Origin of the sequence: Sphingomonas canadensis, assembly GCF_026013525.1 — a bacterium.
GTDB classification, from domain to species: domain Bacteria; phylum Pseudomonadota; class Alphaproteobacteria; order Sphingomonadales; family Sphingomonadaceae; genus Sphingomonas; species Sphingomonas canadensis.
The window spans coordinates 128,209-148,352 of the sequence record NZ_JAPDRA010000006.1 but is presented as its reverse complement, the minus strand read 5'-3'; the positions used below and the strand labels follow the sequence as shown (position 1 = coordinate 148,352).

The following is a 20,144-nucleotide window of genomic DNA, read 5'->3' as shown; positions in this document are numbered from 1 at the left end:
GGGTCAGATCATAAGCACCTTGCTCTTTGGGCCGGGGCGGTTGACGTGCCCGCGCGGGCATTGGAGAACGGCGGCATGATCCGCACCACGCTCGCCGCGCTTACGCTTGCCGCCATTCCCGCCGCTGCCCCCGCCGCCCATGCCCAGGATGCGGCGGTACCGCCCGTGCCCGCCACCGCCCAGGATTCGGCCTGGCACAACCGGCAGATACTGGCCGTGGTCGGGCTCAAATGGCAGGACGGCTGGCGCTGGCTCGATCGCATGCGCTGGCGCCGCGTCGCGGGCGACGGCAGCGGCGCGCATCCCAAGGTGAGCGACACCGTCACCGTCCATTACGAAGGCACGCTGACCGACGGCACCAAGTTCGACAGCTCCTGGGATCGCGGCGAACCCGCCACCTTCCCGCTCGAACGGCTGATCAAGGCGTGGCAGCTCGCCATCCCGATGGCCGGGGTGGGCGACACCATCGAGATCGCGATCCCCGCCGACCTGGGCTATGGCCCGAAGGGCAAGGGACCCATCCCCGGCAACGCCACGCTGCTGTTCAAGATTCAACTGCTGGGGATCGAGACCGCCGAATAGGCGCAACGCCCGCAGGACCGGAGGAAGCATGCGCCGTCTTGATCCGCGGAAGCTTGTGGCGCCGCACGGGGCGAAGCTGAAGGCGATGCGCCTCAACACGGTGTTGGCGCCGATAAGCTGGGAGCTGATCGAGCCCGCCGAGGGCCGGTTCGACTTCGCCACGGTGGACTGGCTCAACGGGGATCGGACGGACCAGGGCCGCCACGTCCGCCTCCCGCCCGACGGGTTCGGCATCCAGAAGATACGCCTCTGCCGCGACTGAGGCGAAACGGGCGCGGAAGCGTTTGCACCCCATGCGGAAACTCTGGTTCATCACCAATCCCGGCTCCGGCTCCACCAATGCGGCCAAATGTGCCGCGCTGGAGGCGGTGTTCGGCGAACGCGGGCTCGAACTGGCGGGCCGCACCGACTTTCCCGAACAGCCGGTCCCCGATGCCGTGGCGCTGGATGCGGCGGGGGTGGATACGGTGGTGCTGTTCGCAGGGGACGGCACGATCAACGCAGCGCTGCGCGCGCTGGCCGCATGGGGCGGGGCCTTCCTGATCCTGCCCGGCGGCACGATGAACCTGCTCGCCAAGGCGCTGCACGACACGCTGGATCCGGAAGCGATCATCCATGCCGCGCACGGCGCGGGCGCGCGCCGCGTGGCGCTGCCGTTCATCGCGGCGGGCGAGCATCGTGCCTTTGTCGGCCTGATTCTCGGCCCGGCGGCGGCCTGGGCACGCGCGCGCGAGGCGGTGCGCAAAGGGCGGATCGCGCGGCTGGCGCGCGCGATCCGCGCAGCATGGAGCGCGACCTTCCATCGGCGCGGAATCCGCGTGCGCGGGGCGCCTGGGCTGGCTCGGCGATACCAGGCGGTATTCGTCTTCCCCGGCGCCGGGGGGATGGACGTAGCCGCCGTCGATGCGCGCGATTGGGGCACGATCGCCCAGCTCGGCTGGGAATGGCTGACCGGGGACTGGATCGCGGCGCGTGCGGTAACCCAGGTCCATGCCCGCGAGCTGCGCGTGCGCGGCAACCGCCGGGCGCTGGCGCTGTTCGACGGCGAGCCCGTAACGCTCGATCCCGCCACGCGCATCCGCAGCGCGATGAGCGGCAAATCCTTCCTTGCGACCCGCGCGGCCGATCCCGCGTCCGCGCCGTGACCCGGCTGTTCCACGTCAGCGACCTGCATTTCGGCGCGGAGGATCGCGCCGCGCTCGACTGGTTCGCCGGGCTGGTGGCGGCGGAGGCGCCCGACGCGATCGTGGTGACCGGGGACCTGACGCTGCGCGCCCGCGCGCGCGAGTTCGCCGCCGCCGCCGCGTGGCTTCAGGGTCTCGGCCGCCCGGTGACGGTGGAGGCGGGCAACCACGACCTGCCCTGGTTCAACCCCTGGGCGCGGCTGGTGGCGCCCTATCGCCGCTATCGCGCGCTGGAGGCGGCGATCGAGCGGCCGCTGGGGATCGCGGGCGTCAGCGTGGTCCCGCTGAAGACCACCGCCCGCGCGCAATGGCGGTTGGATTGGTCCAAGGGGCATGTCAGCGGCGATGCGCTGCGGCGCACGCTGGCGCTGGTCGCGGCGACCCCGGCGGGCGGGCTGCGCTTCGTGGCTTGCCACCACCCGCTGGTGGAGCCGGGCACGCGCATGTCCTCACGCACGCGCGGGGGCGGGCGTGCACTGGCGGCGCTGGCGGCGGCGGGGGTCGATGCGGTGCTCACCGGCCATGTCCACGATCCGTTCGATCATGTGCATCGGGCGGGGGGCAGGGCGGTGCGGATGATCGGCGCGGGCACGCTTTCGGAACGCATCCGTGCGCAGCCGCCCGGCTTCAACGAGATCCGGATCGCCGGCCGGGAGTTCGAGACGGTCGCGCGCACCATGGCGTAGCCTGTGCCCGCCTTTGGTGGCGCAGCCGAAACAGGACAGGCTCTTGCGCTGCCGGAGCGGCCGTTCGTTCCCGGAAAAGGAAGCGGGGCCGCTCCCCGGAGGGAACGGCCCCGCGATAGGTGCCGCCGGAGCGGCGCGGCTCAGAACTTGAAGGAGATCGAGCCGCGATAGGTCTGGGCGGAGATGTCGTCGCGAGCGACGGTGGTCTCTGCCGAGAGCGAGATGTCGATGTTGCCGGTGTTGACGGTCAGGCCGCCGCCGACCTCGCCCCAGGCGCCTGCCGCTTCCGTGGTCTGGAAGAGCACGCCCGGCGTGGCGCTGCCGACGAAGTTCGACGAGAACACCGCGCCGCGCCCATCGAACTCATGGACCAGCGTGCCGCTCAGGTACGGCCGGAACTTCGTGCCGTTGCCCGCCAGCGTCACGCCGCCACGCACCTGCGCGCTGCGCAGCTTGTCGCGCTTGTAGAGCAGCGCGGTCGGCCCGCCGGTCTCGATCGTCGGCGAGAAGCCCACCTGCGCCGTGCGCAGCGCAAGCCGCGGGGTCAGCGTCATCGGGCCGGCGTCCACCGCGCCGCTGATGCCGACCTCGCCGGTCAGCGCCAGCGCCTGATCCGAGGCGCGCAGCGTGTAGCTGTTGCCCAGGAACGACACGGTGCGGCGCGTGCCGATATCGAACAGGCCCGCGCTGAACATGCTGTCGACGCGCAGCGCGTTGGTCAGCTTGTAGTTCGAGTAGAGCGTGCCCTGATACAGCTTGCCCGTCGCGGTCTGCCCGGGAACGGCGGCCGTGCCGTCAAGGTCGGTGTACGACAGCGCGAAGCCAAGCGCGGCGTTCTCGCCCAGCGCGGTTTCGATGCCGCCGGCCATGTACCAGCCGTTGTAGTTGTCACGGCCGCCCCAGCCGGTGCCCGGCATCGACAGCGCATCGCCGTTCAGATAGCCGCCCGCCACGAACGCGCTCATGTTCTCGGGCAGCGTGCCCTCCTGCACGAACGAAGAGGCGCCGGCCTGCATCGGGGCGCCGGTGCGCATGCCGGTCAGGTCCACCGAGCTCAGGTTGGCGGGCGCGCTGATCCGCGCGATGCCGCCGCTCATGTTCGAACCATCGAGCGACATCGCGCGATCGCGGAAGAAGCCCGACATGGCTTCCAGGCCGACGGTGCCGATGGTGCCCGCGGTGGTCTCGCTCGCGGGCGCCAGGCCGTTGAGCGCGTTGCGGATGCTCGCCGCGTCGAGCAGGTCGAGCGGGCCGTAGAGCGAGTCATAGTTGTTCGCGTTGCTGCGGTTCTGATCGAGCAGCAGCGCATAGGCATAGGCGATCGGCGTCTGCGGGCCGATGACGTCGCGATAGTTGCCCGCCTGAACGTTCACCTGCACCGAATTGGCGGTGTAGATCATCTGCGGCTTCAGGATCGCGCTCAGCGACTGCGGCGTAACGAAGGTGCCCTGCACGCCGCCCGCTGCGGTGAGGATCGTGTAGGTGTTGTTCGCGCGCACCGCGCCGTTGAAGGTGAAGTTCACCTGGCCGCCGATGCTGGCCACGCCCGTGGTGCCGTCGGCGCCGGCCTTCACCACGATCTTGTCCGAAGCGCCGGTGTTCGACAGGTCGATGTACAGCTTGCTGCCCGACGAAAGGATCACGTTGCCGTTGAAGGTCAGCGTGCCGATCGTGCCCGTGGTGCCCGGCGCGATGCCGCCAGCCACGTTGGTGAAGTACGGCGTGTTGATCGTGCCCGAACCGTTGAGCCCGCCCGACATCATGAAGAAGTCGCCCGGGGTGCTCAGCGTGCCGTTCACCTGAACCGCACCCGCCAGCAGGTTGATGTCCATCAGGCTGGTGAGCGAGCCGCCCGACGCGACGTTGAGCGCGGTGTTCGTGCCCGAGATCGTCAGGCGATCGATCGTCACGCTGCTGCTCAGCGTGGTGGTGCCCGCCGCGGAGAGCGTCACGTCGAAGTAGCGCGGCGTGGCGCCCTGGCCGGTGTTGATGTTGTTCGGCACGAAATTGGTCGCGCCCGGCAGGCCGTTGGCGATCGTCGCCGACGGCAGCACGGCCGCCTGCTGCTGGGCCTGTGCCTCGGGCGAAACCGCCGCGAGGTCAAAGTCCTGGGCCTCGAGCAGCGCGTCGGCATCGTCGCCCAGGATCGAACGGATGCTCACCACCGCGCGATCCGATACGGCCGAGGTGCCGATCGGGCGCTGGGTCTGGGTATAGGTACCCGTTTCCATGTCCAGACAGTCGCTGAAGCCGCCGTTGATCGGCCCTTCGAAACAGGCCTGGCCGAACTTGCCGTCGGTGCCGTTCACGCCCTCGCCCGGGGTGGTCGGCACGCCGTTCACCAGGTTCCCGTTGGAATCCAGGATGAAATAGTTCGGATCGACCGTCGTCACCCAGTGGTTGGGATCGGTCCAGTCGCCGTTGCCGGCCTTGGCGGCGACATAGCGGTACGGGTTGTTCTCCGCGATCCAGTCCCAATAGAGATAGAGCGGCTGATAGAAGCTGGCGGTGCCATAGCCGTTGGCGGGGGCGCCGTTGAAGAAGCGCGTGTAGCCGCCCGAAAGCACGCCGATCACGAGCTGCTTGGCATACTGCTGGTCGAGGATCAGCGGGCCGCCGGAATCGCCGCTGGCGGTGATGCCTTCACGCGGCAGCGGATTGTCGCGCCACGCATTGAAGTCGCGCGGGTCGGCCGACTGGGTGCCGCGGCGGGGATCGTCGAAGTCGATCCAGTACAGGTTCTGCGGCAGGCCGCCACCGCCACCAAACAGGAAGCCCTCGAAATCGTCGATCGAGGCCAGCGCGCCGACGATGTTCTCGGCGATGCGGCGGCGGAAGTCGATGCCGCCGGTCGAGCCGCTCGAGCCCGTGCCGTTGTTGCCATAGCCGGTGATGGTGACGTGATAGCCGCTGCCGTTGGCCGTGATCGGCACCTGGGGCAGCGCGGAGAACAGCATCGCCCAGGTCGGCACGTTCTTGGCCGGGGTGTCGAGCGATGCGATCGCGATGTCGCTGTACAGGAACTGGTTCGCTTCGGGCTCCAGCGAGCCGGGGTGATAGGTGACGAAGTTCGAGTTGTAGAAGGCCTGGGCGACGTTGGTCTGGAACCGGCCCGCGCCACCGGCGCCGCCGAGCAGCCAGCGGACCAGCTCGTCGGTCTCGCCCGGGGCGTTGGCGCGCAGGTTGTTCTCGAAGCCGAAGCCGATCGCGGTGCCGCCGTTGGCCGCGCCATAGGAGCTGCCCGGCAGATCGTTCACGCAGTGCGCGGCGAAGATCACGGTGCGCGGGTTGATCAGCGTCGCGGTACACAGGCCGATGAAGCCGCCGCCCTGATCGACGATCATCTGGCCTACGCCGTTGACGTTGACCGGATCACGCGCGGTGGTGGGGGTGCCCGGGGCACCGATCACGATCTGCGGATCGCGCTCGACCTCGACGATGTCGGGGCGGCCGGGGACCAGCGAGATGCTCGCGTCCTGAGGCTCCAGCACGGACTCGGTGATGTCCAGCAGGCCGTTGCCCTCATCGGACTGGGCGTGTGCGGTACCGGCCGCTGCGACGCAGAAGGCCGCGGCGGAGATAAAGAGCGACGCGCGCCGGAAGCGCGACAGCTTGCTGTTGGTCATCATTTGAGCCCCTCGTTTATTCATTCGGCTGTACCAAAGGCACGCGCGATTCTGGCAGGTTATTGATCTTAAACGCACAGGACAAGCATCTGTTGCGCTGCGGAAACGCTTTGCGCAATTTCGATGCCCGGCGGCAACAGTGGCGGGGACGGCCGCCCGGCGCCCCGGCTCAGCTTCTCCGGACGCCGATCAACGTGCCCTTCGTTCCGGCATGGACCAGCCGGAAGTCGAAATTCGGCCAGCGCCGCTTCCACTTGCGCGCCACCACGCGCTCGCCCGGCCGCGCCGCATCGTCGAGCAATACGGTGCCGCCCACCGGAATCCGGTCGAACAGGCTGTCGGCCGCGCCGCGGACGAAGGGGTGGATCGCCCAGGGCGGGCCATCGACGATCAGCAGGTCGATCCGGTCGGGCAGCGGCCCATGATCGTACCACATGCCCGGCCAGCCGTTGGGCGGCCGGCGGAACGGCGTGGCACGCAGTTCCGCCTCCACGCCATGTTCTTGCAGCCAGGTGCGGGTCGCATCGACGAAGCCGGCATGCTGGTCGCAACTGATCAGCCGTCCGCCGCCGTGAAGCTGCAGCGCGCGCCCGATCACCAGGCTCGATGCGCCCGCGCCCAGTTCCAGCACGGTCTGCGGCTGGTGCTGCTCGATATGGTCCACGATCAGGTTGAGGAAGCCGGTATCCGCCTTCCAGCTTCCCAGATAGGGTAGGGCATCCGCGGCCAGACCCAGCCGTTCCAGCAGCGCCTGCTTGGCGCTGGGCTTGCCGCCGGAAAGGCTGCGCACCAGCCAGGGCCAGCCGATCGCGCCGAATGCCATCACGTGCAGCTTGCCCGAAAAGGCGCCCGCCGGCGGCGCAGCATGCACCCCCTCGTCGGCGAGCGGCATGAACTGCGTAATCTCGCGGGACGTCATCCCTGATACTCTCCCCCGGTCCGGCGGCCGCGCGCCGGTCCCGGACATGGGACGAAACGCGGACACCGGCACCGCGAAACACTCAGCAGCCCGCAATGCCCTGCGTCAAGCTGGGATATCATCGGCCTGCCGCAAACGCGGCGGCCGCGTGCCGTCGTGGAACGCTGGGTGCATGACCCCCGCACGGCCGGCTTGACTCCATTCCTTGAATTTGCGATATTTCTGTTATGACAGAATTTACCGATCATACGAACCTGCTTCCAACCGCGGTGCAGCAGTTCGTGCTGCACTGGGGCGAGATGGGCGGCCAATGGGGCGTCAACCGCTCGGTCGCGCAGATCCACGCGCTGCTCTACCTCAGCGATCGCCCGATGCATGCCGAGGAGATCAGCGACACGCTGAAGATCGCGCGCAGCAACACCTCCAACAGCCTGAAGGAGCTGCTGGGGTGGAAGCTGATCCGGCGCGTGCCCGTGCTGGGCGACCGGCGCGATCATTATGAGGCGGAGACCGACCTTTGGCAGATGCTGACCCGCGTCGCCCAGGGCCGCAAGGAGCGCGAGATCGATCCCGCGGTGGCCGCGCTCCAGACCTGCGCCGACGAGGCCGCGCGCGATCCGCGTATCTCGCCCGTCGCGCGCGAGCGGATCGATGCGATGCACGGCTTCGTCCGCACGATGGACGATTGGTACCGCCAGATGATCGCGATCCCGCCCGGCCGGCTGATGATGCTGATCGCGATGGGCAAGCGGGTGCTGGCGTTCCTGCCGAAGGGCAAGGGCGAGAAATAGGCGCTGGAAACAGGAGGCGGCGATGGGCGCGCAGGCGACCGGATGGCAAGGCGAATGGTGGAGCGAGCCGGTGCGGCGGCGCTGCCGTTCGTGGCATCGCCCGGCCGTGCGCACGGACGGGGATGCGCCCTTCCGCCGCCTGCTGGGCGACACGCGCTGGGCGCTGCTGCCGCCCGCGGTGCGCCGCCGCTTCGCCCGCCATGTCGCCGCGGGCGCCTGCGTCACCTATGCCGGGCAGGTCACCGAATGCCGGATGCGCGGCGCGGGCTGGCTGCTCGCCCAGGCCTGCCGCCTGATCGGTGCGCCGCTGCCGCTCGGCACCGATACCGGCGTGGCGGCCAGCGTCACCGTGACCGGGGCAGAGGACGGCAAGGGCCAGTATTGGATGCGTCAATATGGCCGCGCGCATGGCTTTCCCCAGGTTATCCATAGCTGCAAGCGCTTCGCCGGGCCGACCGGGCTGGAGGAGTATCTGGGGCTGGGCATCGGCATCGCGCTGCGGCTGGATGCGGCGGACGGCAGCCTGTTGTTCCTGGGCGATCATTATTTCCTCCAGCTCGGCCGCTGGCGCCTGCGCCTGCCGCGCTGGCTGGAGCCGGGGCGGCTGGTGATCGGCCATGTCGATCTGGGCGCGGGCCGGTTCGCCTTCACGCTGGACCTGATCCATCCCTGGCTGGGCGAGCTGGTCCACCAGCTCGCGGTGTTCGAGGATGAGGAGGGAGAACGATGAGCGGGCGCGGCGCGGCCGGCGCGGTGGCGGCGGCGATCGTGGCTCCGGCGGTGATCGGACTGATGATCGCGGCGTCGGTTCCGCACCCCCTTGGGTTCGGCGATCAGTGGTGGCGCTGGATGGCGCTGGCGGTGCTGTTCGGAAGCCCGGTCGCCATGCTGCACCTCCTGCTGCTGGCGCTCCCGGCGTATCTTCTGCTCAGGCAGCGTTGGCGGATCCGCTGGTGGAGCGCTGCGCTTGCGGGTGCCATCATCGCTGTCATGCCCGCAGCGGTGATTAGTTTGGTGCCCGACGCGCTTTCCGCAAGCTCGCTGGCTGAGTTTATAGGGCGGGCCTATTGGAGCGTTCAGCCGCTGCCAGCGCTGGGCCTGGCCGGGATCGCGGGCGGGCTGGTCTTCTGGTCGTTCGTGCGCGAACGGCGCGAGGATTTTGCCGCATGAGCCGCATCCTCCTGATCGGCGGCTATGGCGGGTTCGGCGCGCGGCTGGCGCGGCGGCTGGCGGGGCGGGGGCATCGCGTGATCGTGGCGGGACGCAGCATGGAGCGCGCCGCCGCCTTCAGCGCGACGCTGCCCGGCGCCGAGCCGCTGGTGGCGGACCGCACCAACGGCATCGGCCTGGCGATGGCGCGCGAGCGGCCGGATCTGGTGATCGACGCCGCCGGCCCCTTCCAGGGCAGTGGCCATACCGTGCCCGAGGCGTGCATCGCGATGCGCATCCCCTATCTGGACCTGGCCGACGCGCGCGATTTCGTGTGCGGCATCGGCGCGCTGGACAAGGACGCGCGCCGCGCGGGCGTGCCGGTGATCTCGGGCGCTTCCTCGGTTCCCGCGCTGTCGGGCGCCGTGGTGCGCGAACTGGCCGCCGGCATGGCGCGCGTGGACCGGGTGGAGATGGCCATCAGCGCCTCCAACCGCGCCAGCGCCGGCCCCTCTGTCGCCGCCGCGATCCTGAGTTATGTCGGCCGCCCGGTGAAGCTGTGGCGCGGCAGGCGCTGGGCCACCGGCTGGGGATGGCAGGAGATGCGGCGCCAGGATTTCCTGCTGCCGGACGGCACCGGGCTGCGCGGCCGGCTGACCGGCATCGCCGACGTGCCCGATCACGCCATCCTGCCCGAAGCGCTGCCCGGCCGCCCCGCCGTCACCTTCCGCGCGGGCACCGAGCTGGGCTTCCAGATGCGCACGCTGTGGCTGGCGAGCTGGCCGGTGCGCTGGGGCTGGATCGCCTCGCTGACGAAGCTGCGCGGGCTGCTGATGCCGCTCTATCGCGCCACGCTGCGCTTCGGCGGAGATCGTTCGGCGATGCACGTCACGCTAAGCGGCGAGGCGGAAGGGCGCGCCGTCGAGCGCCGCTGGACCCTCGTCGCGTCGAACGGCGACGGGCCGGAGATTCCGGTGCTCGCCGCCGAGCTGCTGGCGGAGGCGATGCTGGCCGGCCGCGTCGCCCCCGGCGCGCGCCATGCGGGGGACGAACTGACGCTGGAGGCCTTCGCGCCGCTCTTCGCCGCGCTCGCGATCCGTCACGCCACGGCGGAGCGCGCGCTGCCCGCGCCGCTCTATGCCCGCATCCTGGGCGATCGCTTCGCCGCGCTGCCCCCGCTGGTCCGCGCGATGCACCAGGTCAGCTCCGATCACGGTGCGCGTGGGGAGGGGACGGTGCGCCGCGGCACATCGCCCGCCGCGCGGATGCTGGCGGCGATGATGGGCATGCCGCCCGCGGGCACCGTGCCGCTCCACGTCCATTTCACCGAAGCGGACGGCCGCGAACGCTGGACCCGCGATTTCGGCGGCCACCGTTTCACCAGCGAGTTGAGCGCCCGCCGCGGCCGCGCGATCGAGCGCTTCGGCCCGCTCCGCTTCGCCTTCGATCTCCCCGCGGACGCGGACGGGCTGCGCATGGAATTCGCCGGCTGGAGCGCCTTCGGCCTGCCGCTCCCCCGCTGGGCCGGCCCCCGCATCACCGCCCGCGAGTGGCAGGAAGACGGCCGCTTCCGCTTCGAGGTGACGGTACGCATGCCGCTGATCGGAGAGGTGGTGGGGTATTCGGGGTGGTTGGAGGTGGATTAAGGGAGAATGGCAACGGCATATCGGCATCTTGCGGTCCCGGCGATTGTATTCCGGGGCTGCTTTTCGATATGCTGCCGTCATGAAGATAGATGGGCTATGGCTCCTGTCATTTGCGATATTTTTGAGCGGATGTGGAGATAATCGTTCCGCCGACCCTCGAAGCGATCCAGTATTCGCTGGAATATGGGGGAATGAATATCGGAAAGGCACCGATATACTTCAGGAGCGGGTACGAAAACGGTTTCCCGGGGGGAGCCCGGAACGCGATCTGGCACAATATATGGAGCATCTGGGTCTTAAGGTGGAGCGCCAGCAGCACCCGTCGGGAGGAACCAGTGGCACCGCGTCCATCAGATACGACGCCTTCATCTGCGGCAGCCAGTTTCGCATCGGCTGGACTGCCGATGCACGGGGCAGGATAGAAGCCACCCACGCGCTGTACGGCGATACGGGCTTCCCCTAGCGTTCAGGCAATCCCCTATGTGCGAAGCACCCCCTTCAGCGCAGCCATCGCGCCATGGCGGGGTATTCCGGCAGGCCTGCGGCTTCTCCCTTGCCGGGGGCGGCGGTCATGCCGAACCATTCGAGCATCGGCAGTCCCACGTAGCGCCCGCCGGTGAAATCCGACAGCAGCCGCGCCGACTCGCCCTTGTAGCCGAAGGGGTGGAATACCTCGGCCGGGTCCACGCCTGCCTCCAGCGCCGCGGCATAGGACCAGGCGATCGCCGCCATCTCTTCGCCCGGGTCCTGCGAAACCTCTGTCAGGGCGGGGCGCAGCGCCGGATCGGTGACCGCGATGTGCCCCGCCTCGTGCAGCAGATCGCCGGGGTAGGGCAGCATCATCGGATCGAACACCAGCCCGCCGTCACGCACCTGGGCGCCGGGGATGAAGGTCTTGCCCGCCACCGGCTCGATCGTCACGGGAATGCCGATCCGGGCCAGGAAGCCGACGATCGTCTCGGTTACGGGGTCTTCGATCTCCATCTCCGTCTTTTATTGCTCGGCGGCGAGCGCGTCGAGATCGGCGATGGCGCGTTCCAGCCCGCGCGCCGCGCGGATGTTGAGACGCCAGACCATCCCGAAGATGGCGGTGGAGATCGCGATCGCCACCCATTGAAACGGCGGCATCGCGCCCAGCCCGCCGATCAGCGCCGGGGCGAGCATCATCAGCGCCATGCCGGGCACCAGCGGCAGGATGTACCAGCGGCCGACCTGCAACAGCGCGGCATGCTGGCGGGCCAACTGGGCGCGCTGGTGGACCAGCACCGGCTCCAGCGCGGCGGCGGCGGGCGGGGCCACGGCCGGCGCGCGGCGGTGGAGCTGCCATGCGACGACAAGCGTGCCGAGCACAACCAGCAGCGCCCCTGCCCGCGTCACCGGATCGCCGGCCCCGGTCAGCCCGCGCAGCCCGAAGAACAGGATGACGAAGGCGCAGGCGGCATATTCCACGCGGTTGCGGCGTCGGATGATGCGGTGGAAACGGTCCGCACCCGCGCGCACCCGGTCGATCGGGGGCAGCGCGGCGTCGCCGCTTGCCTGCCAGGCGTGGCGAAGGGGGTCGTTCATGGCAGTTCCTTCCTGTCGAAGCGTTGGGCCAGCAGCGCCTTGGTCCGGTGGATGCGCACCGCCACCGCGCCGGGCGACAGCCCGGTGACCTCGCCGATCTCCGCGGCGGTCAGGTCTTCGAGGTAGAGGAGCATCACCTGCCGGTCGGCGGGCTTCAGCCGGTGGATGGTGGCCAGCAGCCGGTCCACGATGCGACGGTCGCCGGTCTGTGCCTCGGTATCGGCGGGGCCGGGGATGTCGGCGATCTCGTCGAGCCCCGACAGCGCCTCGGCGCGCAGGCGGCGGCGCATCGTCACATGCGTCACCGCCACATTATGCGCGACGCGATAGACCCAGCTCCGTTCGGAGCATTGCCCCTCGAAATAGCCGAAGCTGCGCCACAGCGCGGCGTGGATTTCCTGCACCAGGTCGCGGCGCAGCTCCGGGTCGGCCTCATATCCGCGGGCGAGCCGCTCGATCGCCGCGCCATAGCTGCGGGCGGCGGCGGTGTAGCGGGCGTCCTGGTTCGGTTTATCCTGCATGGCATGGGGATAGTCGCCGGACGCGCGGCTTTCTTACAGGAAAAAGGGCGGCTTACGGGAAATAGGGCAGCTTACAGCAAAAAGGGCGGCCCGTTTCCGGACCGCCCCTTTTGGCTGGCTGACGCCGTGGCGGGTCCGGGGATTGCGATGCAATCCCGGTCCGCCCGGGGACCTTAGCGCTTCGAGAACTGGAAGCTGCGGCGGGCCTTGGCCTTGCCGTACTTCTTGCGCTCCACGGTGCGGCTGTCGCGGGTCAGGAAGCCGGCCTGCTTCACCGCGGTGCGCAGCTTCGGCTCATACTTCGACAGCGCCTGCGCGATGCCGTGCTTCACCGCGCCGGCCTGGCCCGAAAGCCCGCCGCCCTTGACGGTGGCGACGACGTCATACTGGCCCTCGCGCTCGGCGACGCCGAACGGCTGGTTGATGACGAGGCGCAGCGTCGGGCGCGCGAAATAGACTTCCTGATCGCGGCCGTTGACCGTGATCTTGCCGGTGCCCGGCTTCAGCCAGACGCGGGCGACCGCGTCCTTGCGGCGGCCGGTGGCATAGGCGCGGCCGAACTTGTCGAGCTCCTGCTGGCGCAGCGGGGCGGTCTCGACCACCTCGGCACCCGCCAGATAGGCGTCGGCGCTGGCGGCTTCGTCCGCGGCGGGGGCGGCCGGGGCGGCGCCGGCCTGGGTCAGCGACGCGAGGTCGGAAAGGGACTGGCGATTGTCGGTCATTACGCGCCCACCTTGTTCTTGCGGCTCATGCCCGCGATATCGAGGACTTCGGGGTTCTGGGCCGCGTGCGGATGCTCCGAGCCCGAATAGATGCGCAGGTTGCGCATCTGCTGACGGCCCAGCGGGCCGCGCGGGATCATGCGCTCCACGGCCTTCTCAAGCACGCGCTCCGGGAAGCGGCCGCCCAGCACCTTGTCGGCGCGGACTTCCTTGATGCCGCCGGCATAGCCGGTGTGCTTATAGTACATCTTCTGGGTCAGCTTGCGGCCCGTGAAGCGCACCTTGTCCGCGTTGATGACGATGACGTTGTCACCGCAATCGACGTGCGGGGTGAAGCTCGTCTTGTGCTTGCCGCGCAGGACGTTGGCGATCACGACCGCGGCGCGGCCAACCACCAGACCTTCGGCATCGACCAGATGCCACTTCTTTTCCACTTCGGCCGGCTTCACCGCCTTGGTGGTCTTCATCAGCGCCTTCATGGGGCCTGGACCTTTCGCTAGAAACGCATCGCAATAAACAATAGCGCGCCACCGTTTCCGGTAGCGCGGACGGCGGGCAATTGGCGGAAGCGCCCGGGAAAGTCAAGCAAATGCGCGGCTTTGCTGACGGGTATCTGAATACCATAGTGCAAGCGTCAGCGCCACGCATCCTCCGGCTCGATCCGCACGCGCACCTCCGAACGGCGTACCGACGCGCGCGCGCCGGTGCTGGTGCGGATCGTCTCGCTGGTGCCCGTGAGCAGCCCGGTGAGCGGGTCCAGGCGCCGCACCCGCTCGATCTCGACGCGGCCGGAGGTTCCGTCCGGCCCCGCCATGTCCGCGGCGCCGCGCGTGGTGCTGACGACCAGCAGCCCGTCGAAGGCGATCGTCTGGGTGCCTTGGATCGCCACCGGGCCGCCGAAGGGCGAAACCGCGCTCAGCGCCGCCGGCCGCGTGCCCGGCCGCGCCACCGCCTCGCCGCCCGCGAGCTGCTCCACCATCGAGGCGAGCGTGGCGAACTGGCGGTCGGCGGGCAGCGCGCACAGCGGGGCGGCGACCCGGTCGGCCAGCATCCGCGCCGCCTCCGGGCTCGCCTTGCCGCGCCGCATCGCGATCAGGGTCTTCACGCCGTCGCAGAACGCCTGCCAATGCCCGGCCTGATCGTCGAGTGCGGTCGCGCGGCCCTGGGCGTCGAGCCGGAACACCAGCGTGCGGCCCGCCAGCGCGCCATAGCCCGCGCTGAACATCGCCTGCGCCTCCGGCCCGCCGTCGGCCGAACCGGCCAGCGTGCGCACCTCGGCGCGCCAGCCCTCGCCGTCGCGGGTGAAGCGGATCTGGCGTTCGGAGCGATAGGTGCGGCGGTCCTCGCCCTCGCCGTCGCTCCGTTCGGTGATCACGCGCACCGGCCGGCCGGGGGGCGGGGCGAAGCTGGCGGCCTGTACGAGCGGCGCAAGGATCGCCACCACGGTCAACAGCATCAGGCGCCCGTCTCGGCCGATACCCAGGCGTACACCGCGTCGCCCGCCGCGGCCGGCCAGGTTTCGATTACGGGCAGCTCATAGCCGTGCAGCGCCGCGATCCGATCGCGCAGGCGGCGGGCCAGCATCGGCGTGGTCTTGAACAGCGCGGGCACCTCCTCGCCGCGATGGACCTCGCCCTGCCAGCGATAGATGGAGGTGCAGCCGTTCAGGATGTTGGCGCATGCCGCCAGCCGTTCGGCCAGCACGGTCTCTGCCACGCGCTCCGCCTCCGCGCGGCTGGCGAAGGTGACCCACAGCAGCGCGACGTCGCTCATCCGCGCCGCCCGATCGCATGGGCGCCCCACACCGCGGCAGCCACCAGCAGCGCGCCGACAAGCTGGTGCAGCGCCGCCAGCGCGATGTTCATGCCGCTCATCACCGTGACGATGCCGAGCAGGATCTGCGTGCCGAACGCGCTGTGGATCGCGATCGAGGCACGGCGATCCACACCGCGCACCGCGCGCGCCAGCACGATCAGCGCGCCCACCGCCACCCAGGCCCACCAGCGGTGGATGAAATGGACGATCGCCGGATCGTTGACGATCGCGTCCAAGAAGCCGCGGCCCTGCTGCGTCGCGCCGGGGAAGAAGGCGCCGTTCATCAGCGGCCACTCATCGGTCACCAGGCCCGCGTTCAGCCCCGCGACGAGCGCGCCGTACAGGAGCTGGACGAACAGCACCGCCCCCGTGATCGCGCCCACCCGGGTCAGCCGCGCGGGCCGCCCCGCCGGGTTGCGCTCCAGGTCGATCAGGTCCAGCGCGGTCCACACCACCGCCGCCAGCAGCGCCAGCGCGAACAGCAGGTGGATCGCCAGCCGGATATGGCTGACGTCGGTGCGCACGCTGAGCCCCGACATCACCATCCACCATCCGATCGCGCCCTGCATCCCGCCTAGCACGAGCAGCGCGGTCAGCCGCAGGCCGAAGCCGCGCGGGATCATCCGCTTCACCGCGAACCAGATCAGCGGAACCGCGAACACCAGCCCGATCAGCCGCCCCCACAGCCGGTGGAGATATTCCCAGAAGAAGATCGCCTTGAACCCGGCCAGCGTCATGCCCTGGTTGAGCTGCTGATACTCGGGGATCTTCTTGTAATTCTCGAACTCCGCCTGCCATTGGGCGTCGTTCAGCGGCGGGATGGCGCCGCTCAGCGGCTTCCATTCGGTGATCGAAAGGCCGCTCTCGGTAAGGCGGGTGATGCCGCCGATCACCACCATCGCCACGATCATCGCGGCAACGGCGAACAGCCAGAGCGCCAGCGCGCGCGGCCGGGCGGTGGCGGGAATGGGGGAGGGCTGAAGCATGGTGCTGCCTCTACGCCGCCGCGGCTGCGAAGGCGAGTCCGCAGCATGGCTTCCGGCCAGGCACCAGGTTTAAAAGCCCCAGATTTCTGCGTCCTGGCGCCGCTTCTCACGCTTCTCGCGGAGCAACTTATCGAAAGGGCCGGAGACGTGGCGGATGGCCACGCGCGATCCGTCTAGCGGGAGGGTGCCGGTGTAGGTGCCCTCCAGCAAGAGCCGCTCCCCGCGCAAGCCGACGGCTTCCAGCTTGACGAGCACGGCAAGCTTCCCGCCTGAATATTCGCAAGTGCGCACCAGTACATCCTTGCTTCGCGGCGCCACCATATAGTCCTCCAAATCTACCAAGAGCCGCCGTTCAACGGCGGAGGTGGCCTCCTGCTGTAGACCGGGCGTACAATGCGTCTCCTCCGGCGGAGACGCTGTCCGGCTCGGGCTGGGGCTAGGGCTTGGGGTAGGTGTTGGTGAGGTAGTCGGCGTGGCCGTCGGGGTAGGCGTGGGGGTGACGGGCGTCGCTCCGCCCCACCACCCCAGAAGAAAGCTCAAGGCTCCAAATATGGCCGCAATAAGTGCCACGATCGCCGCCATGGAGCTGAACGCTTTTTCATGTGCCTCGAAGAAGCGGTATATCCTGCGTATTAAGGTCAACATGAAAATCTCGTCAAAGTGCGCGTATTGATGAGAAGTGCAAATATACCCCTCCGGATTCAAGGGGCCAAATGAGTGCAGGCAGGGCAGATGCCGGCGCGGCCTTTTGGCCGCCCCTTGTGTGTATGCCCGTCAGTTCCGCTTCTCCGTCACCCCGCCCGGATCATGTCGAACGCTATCGAGAGCCGCAGCCCCGGCGCGCCCAGGGGAATGGTCCAGTGCGTGTAGAAGCTGGGCATCAGGATCAGCATGCCGGGTTCGGGGCGGATGCGGGCGTCGGGCCAGCCGGGGTAGCGCTGCTTCAGCCGGGGCGGGGGGCCGACACAGATATCGCCGCCGCCCTGATGCCCTGCGCCGCCCTCCACCGCGATCGGATAATAGACGCCGGTCGCCCAGCCGCGGTGATGGATGTGCGGCGTGTTGAAGCCTTCCCCGCGTGAGATCAGGCCCCAATATTTGACGCGGATGTGACGTGGCACCTGGTCCGCCAGCGGATGATCGCTCGCGGCCCAATCGGCCAGATAGCGGTCCGCCTCGGTCCGCAGCGCGGCGATCAGGGCGGGGGCGGGGCCGCCGAGCTCCTCCAGGCCGTCGATCCGGCACATCTGGTTCACCGAGAGTTCCGATTGGCGATAGTCGGCGGGGTTCTCCGCGCGCAGCAGCATGTCGCGCGCCGCAGGCCCCAGCGCAGGATCGATGCGGACGATGCGCAGCAGCCGCGCGGCGTCGAAGAATGCGGCCACGCGATCCGCCTCGCCGCGGCGCGACAGCCCGGCCAGATAGTCCTGCACCATGCGCGAATTCACCAGGCCGCGGGCGAACAGCGCCTCATACTCGGCCGCGGGGTCGATCGGCGTGCCGTCCAGCGCGGCCCCGCGCCGGGCCAGGATGCCGCCGCGTTCCAGCGTCAGCGCCCGCAACGCTGCCGCCTCGCCGGCCCGCCCCGCGCGCTCCAGCAGCGCCAGATGGTTGCCGACCGGCATCGCCTCTGCCCGCCCTGCGCGCAGCAGATCGAGATAGATCGCCAGCCCCGCCTCGCGCTCTCCCGCGATCAGATGCGCCAGCGCCCGGCGGAGCAGGGGCTCGATCGCCTCGTGCCGGGGGTCGGCCATCGCGCCGTCAGGCCCTGACGCCCCCGTCGGCCACGGCGGCCTCGTTCCAGCGCAGCGCGGTCAGCACGGTATCTACGATATGCTCGGCGTTCAGCCGGGCGTCGTCATATTGCTTTTCGGGCTTGTCCTGGTCCTGGAACAGATCGGGCAGGCGCATCGTGCGCAGCTTCAGCCCGGCGTCGATCAGCCCGGCGTCGCTGGCGAAGGTGAGCACATGCGCGCCCAGGCCGCCGATCGCGCCTTCCTCGATCGTCACCGCCACCTCGTGCGTGGTCAGCAGGCGGCGGATCAGTTCCTCGTCCAGCGGCTTGGCGAAGCGCAGGTCGGCGACGGTGGTGGAAAGCCCGCGCGCCTCCAGCGCGTCGGCGGCCTTCAGCGCCTCCGCCAGCCGCGTGCCGAGCGAGAGGATCGCGACCTTCTTGCCTTCGCGGACGATGCGCCCCTTGCCGATCTCCAGCTTCTGCGGGACCTGGGGCAGCTCCACGCCCACGCCGTTGCCGCGCGGATAGCGCAGCGCGATCGGGCCGCTGTCATGCTCGGCGGCGGTATAGGTCATGTGGACCAGCTCCGCCTCGTCGGCGGCGGCCATCACCACCATGTTGGGCAGCGTCGCCAGATAGGCGATGTCGAAGCTTCCCGCATGCGTCGCCCCGTCCGCGCCGACAAGGCCCGCGCGATCGATCGCGAAGCGCACCGGCAGATTCTGGATCGCCACGTCATGGACCACCTGGTCGTAGGCGCGCTGGAGGAAGGTGGAATAGATCGCGCAGAACGGGCGCATCCCCTGCGCCGCCAGGCCGGCTGCGAAGGTTACCGCGTGCTGCTCCGCGATGCCCACGTCGAACGCGCGATCGGGGTGCGCCTTGGCGAACTTGTCGACGCCCGTGCCGGAGGGCATGGCGGCGGTGATCGCGCAGATGCGGCTGTCGGCATCGGCCAGCTTCGCCAGCGTCTCGCCGAAGACATTCTGATAGGCCGGCGGCCCCGGCGGCGCCTTCACCTGCGCGCCGGTGATCACGTCGAACTTCTGGACGCCGTGATATTTGTCGGCGCTGTTCTCGGCCGGGGCGTATCCCTTGCCCTTCTGCGTCACGACATGGACCAGGATCGGCCCTTCCTCGGCATCGCGGACATTCTCCAGCACCGGGATGAGGTGATCCAGGTTATGCCCGTCGATCGGGCCGACGTAATAGAAGCCCAGTTCCTCGAACAGCGTGCCGCCGGTGGCCATGCCGCGGGCATATTCCTCGGCCTTGCCCGCCACCGAGCTCAGGCGGCGCGAAACGCGGCGGATCGCGCGCTTCGCCAGGCTGCGCAGCCCCAGATATTCGTGGCTGGAGATCAGCCGCGCGAGATAGGCCGAAAGCCCGCCGACGGGCGGCGCGATCGACATATCGTTGTCGTTCAAGATCACGACCAGCCGGTTGCCCGCCGCCTCGGCGTTGTTCATCGCTTCATAGGCCATGCCGGCGCTCATCGCGCCGTCGCCGATCACGGCGATGCCCTTGCCCGGCGCGTCGCTCAGCTTGTTGGCGACGGCGAAGCCCAGCGCGGCCGAGATCGAGGTGGAGCTGTGCGCCGCGCCGAACGGGTCATACTCGCTCTCGCTGCGCTTGGTGAAGCCGGAAAGCCCGCCGCCCATGCGCAGCGTGCGGATGCGGCTGCGCCTGCCGGTCAGGATCTTGTGCGGATAGCATTGGTGGCCGACGTCCCACACCAGCCGGTCTTCGGGCGTGTTGAAGACATAGTGGATCGCGACCGTCAGCTCGACCACGCCCAGGCCCGATCCCAGATGGCCGCCGGTGACGCCCACGGCGCTGATCGTCTCGGTACGCAGCTCGTCCGCGAGCTGGCGGAGCTGGGACGGCTTGAGCTTGCGGAGGTCGGCCGGGGTGTCGACGGTGTCGAGCAGCGGCGTATGCGGTACGTCGGACATCGCGGCCTGATACCTCAGCGCGCGTAACGAGTCGAACATTGTGATTCAGCAGCCGGGGTGCAGATTTCGTGCAGGCGGCGCTGGTGCAGAGGGTTGATCGGCCGCGCTCAGGCTCTCGAGAACAAGCGTAGATCGGCGCTTGATCGCGATGATCCGCCCGTGCCAGCATCGTAACGATCGAGAGTCGCGTTGAAAGGCAGATCGATGGGTGCGTTGCGTTGGATATCCGGAGTGTCGGTCGCGGGTGCATTGTGTTGGTCT

Annotated in this window: 22 protein-coding genes; 9 read left to right on the top strand and 13 right to left on the bottom strand. The window is 69.3% G+C overall.

Annotated features, from left to right (window positions below; translation table 11 throughout):
* Nucleotides 1-75 precede the first annotated feature (75 nt).
* Genes OM513_RS13460 through OM513_RS13445 form a run of 4 tightly spaced genes read left to right on the top strand, consistent with a single transcriptional unit; the run spans nt 76 to nt 2,452 of the window.
* Complete coding sequence (locus OM513_RS13460) at nt 76-582, top strand: FKBP-type peptidyl-prolyl cis-trans isomerase (RefSeq protein WP_264944955.1); 507 nt, start codon at nt 76-78, stop codon at nt 580-582.
* Between the two features lie 28 nt (nt 583-610).
* A complete protein-coding gene (locus OM513_RS13455; RefSeq protein WP_264944954.1) occupies nt 611-844 on the top strand; it encodes a beta-galactosidase in 234 nt (77 codons plus the stop codon).
* A gap of 31 nt (nt 845-875) precedes the next feature.
* Nucleotides 876-1,727 (top strand): diacylglycerol/lipid kinase family protein, encoded by an 852-nt coding sequence (locus OM513_RS13450; protein WP_264944953.1) that lies wholly within the window; start codon nt 876-878, stop codon nt 1,725-1,727.
* Nucleotides 1,724-2,452: a metallophosphoesterase family protein gene (locus OM513_RS13445; protein ID WP_264944952.1), complete on the top strand. Its 729-nt coding sequence runs from the start codon at nt 1,724-1,726 to the stop codon at nt 2,450-2,452. Before OM513_RS13450 ends, OM513_RS13445 begins: the two co-directional genes overlap by 4 nt.
* Nucleotides 2,453-2,592: 140 nt before the next feature.
* On the opposite strand, the gene OM513_RS13440 is transcribed toward OM513_RS13445, so the two are convergent.
* Together OM513_RS13440 and OM513_RS13435 are read right to left on the bottom strand one after the other, a co-directional pair.
* The gene (locus OM513_RS13440; protein ID WP_264944951.1) at nt 2,593-6,078 is read right to left on the bottom strand and encodes an autotransporter domain-containing protein; all 3,486 of its coding nucleotides are present in this window, start codon (nt 6,076-6,078) and stop codon (nt 2,593-2,595) included.
* Nucleotides 6,079-6,247: 169 nt separating this feature from the next.
* Entirely contained in the window at nt 6,248-6,997 is a 750-nt protein-coding gene (locus tag OM513_RS13435; protein ID WP_264944950.1) for a class I SAM-dependent methyltransferase, read from the bottom strand.
* Nucleotides 6,998-7,224: 227 nt separating this feature from the next.
* Here OM513_RS13435 and OM513_RS13430 point away from each other — a divergent pair, with 227 nt between their 5' ends.
* The 5 genes from OM513_RS13430 to OM513_RS13410 all read left to right on the top strand — a co-directional run bounded on the left by OM513_RS13430 (nt 7,225) and on the right by OM513_RS13410 (nt 11,046).
* Entirely contained in the window at nt 7,225-7,788 is a 564-nt protein-coding gene (locus OM513_RS13430) for a GbsR/MarR family transcriptional regulator (RefSeq protein WP_264944948.1), read from the top strand.
* A 22-nt stretch (nt 7,789-7,810) separates the two neighbouring features.
* A complete protein-coding gene (locus OM513_RS13425) occupies nt 7,811-8,518 on the top strand; it encodes a DUF4166 domain-containing protein (RefSeq protein WP_264944947.1) in 708 nt (235 codons plus the stop codon).
* Nucleotides 8,515-8,958: a hypothetical protein gene (locus OM513_RS13420; protein ID WP_264944945.1), complete on the top strand. Its 444-nt coding sequence runs from the start codon at nt 8,515-8,517 to the stop codon at nt 8,956-8,958. The genes OM513_RS13425 and OM513_RS13420 overlap by 4 nt, the downstream gene beginning before the upstream one ends.
* A complete protein-coding gene (locus OM513_RS13415; RefSeq protein ID WP_264944943.1) occupies nt 8,955-10,583 on the top strand; it encodes an SDR family oxidoreductase in 1,629 nt (542 codons plus the stop codon). Before OM513_RS13420 ends, OM513_RS13415 begins: the two co-directional genes overlap by 4 nt.
* A gap of 79 nt (nt 10,584-10,662) precedes the next feature.
* Nucleotides 10,663-11,046, top strand: a complete 384-nt coding sequence (locus OM513_RS13410; RefSeq protein ID WP_264944942.1) for a hypothetical protein — start codon at nt 10,663-10,665, stop codon at nt 11,044-11,046.
* A 35-nt stretch (nt 11,047-11,081) separates the two neighbouring features.
* On the opposite strand, the gene OM513_RS13405 is transcribed toward OM513_RS13410, so the two are convergent.
* The 11 genes from OM513_RS13405 to dxs all read right to left on the bottom strand — a co-directional run bounded on the left by OM513_RS13405 (nt 11,082) and on the right by dxs (nt 19,883).
* Nucleotides 11,082-11,567, bottom strand: coding sequence for a hypothetical protein (locus OM513_RS13405; protein WP_264944940.1), 486 nt, complete (start codon nt 11,565-11,567; stop codon nt 11,082-11,084).
* A gap of 9 nt (nt 11,568-11,576) precedes the next feature.
* Nucleotides 11,577-12,149: a hypothetical protein gene (locus tag OM513_RS13400; RefSeq protein ID WP_264944938.1), complete on the bottom strand. Its 573-nt coding sequence runs from the start codon at nt 12,147-12,149 to the stop codon at nt 11,577-11,579.
* Entirely contained in the window at nt 12,146-12,670 is a 525-nt protein-coding gene (locus tag OM513_RS13395; RefSeq protein WP_264944937.1) for an RNA polymerase sigma factor, read from the bottom strand. Before OM513_RS13395 ends, OM513_RS13400 begins: the two co-directional genes overlap by 4 nt.
* A 173-nt stretch (nt 12,671-12,843) precedes the next feature.
* Nucleotides 12,844-13,392, bottom strand: coding sequence for a 30S ribosomal protein S9 (gene rpsI, locus OM513_RS13390; RefSeq protein WP_264944936.1), 549 nt, complete (start codon nt 13,390-13,392; stop codon nt 12,844-12,846).
* Nucleotides 13,392-13,871 (bottom strand): 50S ribosomal protein L13, encoded by a 480-nt coding sequence (gene rplM, locus OM513_RS13385; RefSeq protein ID WP_264944934.1) that lies wholly within the window; start codon nt 13,869-13,871, stop codon nt 13,392-13,394. The genes rpsI and rplM overlap by 1 nt, the downstream gene beginning before the upstream one ends.
* A 155-nt stretch (nt 13,872-14,026) precedes the next feature.
* Nucleotides 14,027-14,848 (bottom strand): hypothetical protein, encoded by an 822-nt coding sequence (locus tag OM513_RS13380; protein WP_264944932.1) that lies wholly within the window; start codon nt 14,846-14,848, stop codon nt 14,027-14,029.
* Nucleotides 14,848-15,165 carry a divalent-cation tolerance protein CutA gene (gene cutA, locus OM513_RS13375; RefSeq protein ID WP_264944930.1) on the bottom strand — a complete coding sequence of 106 codons (318 nt, stop codon included), beginning with the start codon at nt 15,163-15,165 and terminating at the stop codon, nt 14,848-14,850. The genes OM513_RS13380 and cutA overlap by 1 nt, the downstream gene beginning before the upstream one ends.
* A complete protein-coding gene (locus tag OM513_RS13370) occupies nt 15,162-16,193 on the bottom strand; it encodes a COX15/CtaA family protein (RefSeq protein ID WP_264944928.1) in 1,032 nt (343 codons plus the stop codon). The genes cutA and OM513_RS13370 overlap by 4 nt, the downstream gene beginning before the upstream one ends.
* Before the next feature lie 69 nt (nt 16,194-16,262).
* The gene (locus OM513_RS13365) at nt 16,263-16,448 is read right to left on the bottom strand and encodes a hypothetical protein (RefSeq protein ID WP_264944927.1); all 186 of its coding nucleotides are present in this window, start codon (nt 16,446-16,448) and stop codon (nt 16,263-16,265) included.
* Between the two features lie 536 nt (nt 16,449-16,984).
* Nucleotides 16,985-17,947 (bottom strand): 2OG-Fe(II) oxygenase family protein, encoded by a 963-nt coding sequence (locus OM513_RS13360; RefSeq protein WP_264944926.1) that lies wholly within the window; start codon nt 17,945-17,947, stop codon nt 16,985-16,987.
* A gap of 7 nt (nt 17,948-17,954) precedes the next feature.
* Nucleotides 17,955-19,883, bottom strand: a complete 1,929-nt coding sequence (gene dxs / locus OM513_RS13355) for a 1-deoxy-D-xylulose-5-phosphate synthase (RefSeq protein ID WP_264944925.1) — start codon at nt 19,881-19,883, stop codon at nt 17,955-17,957.
* Between the last annotated feature and the right edge of the window lie 261 nt (nt 19,884-20,144).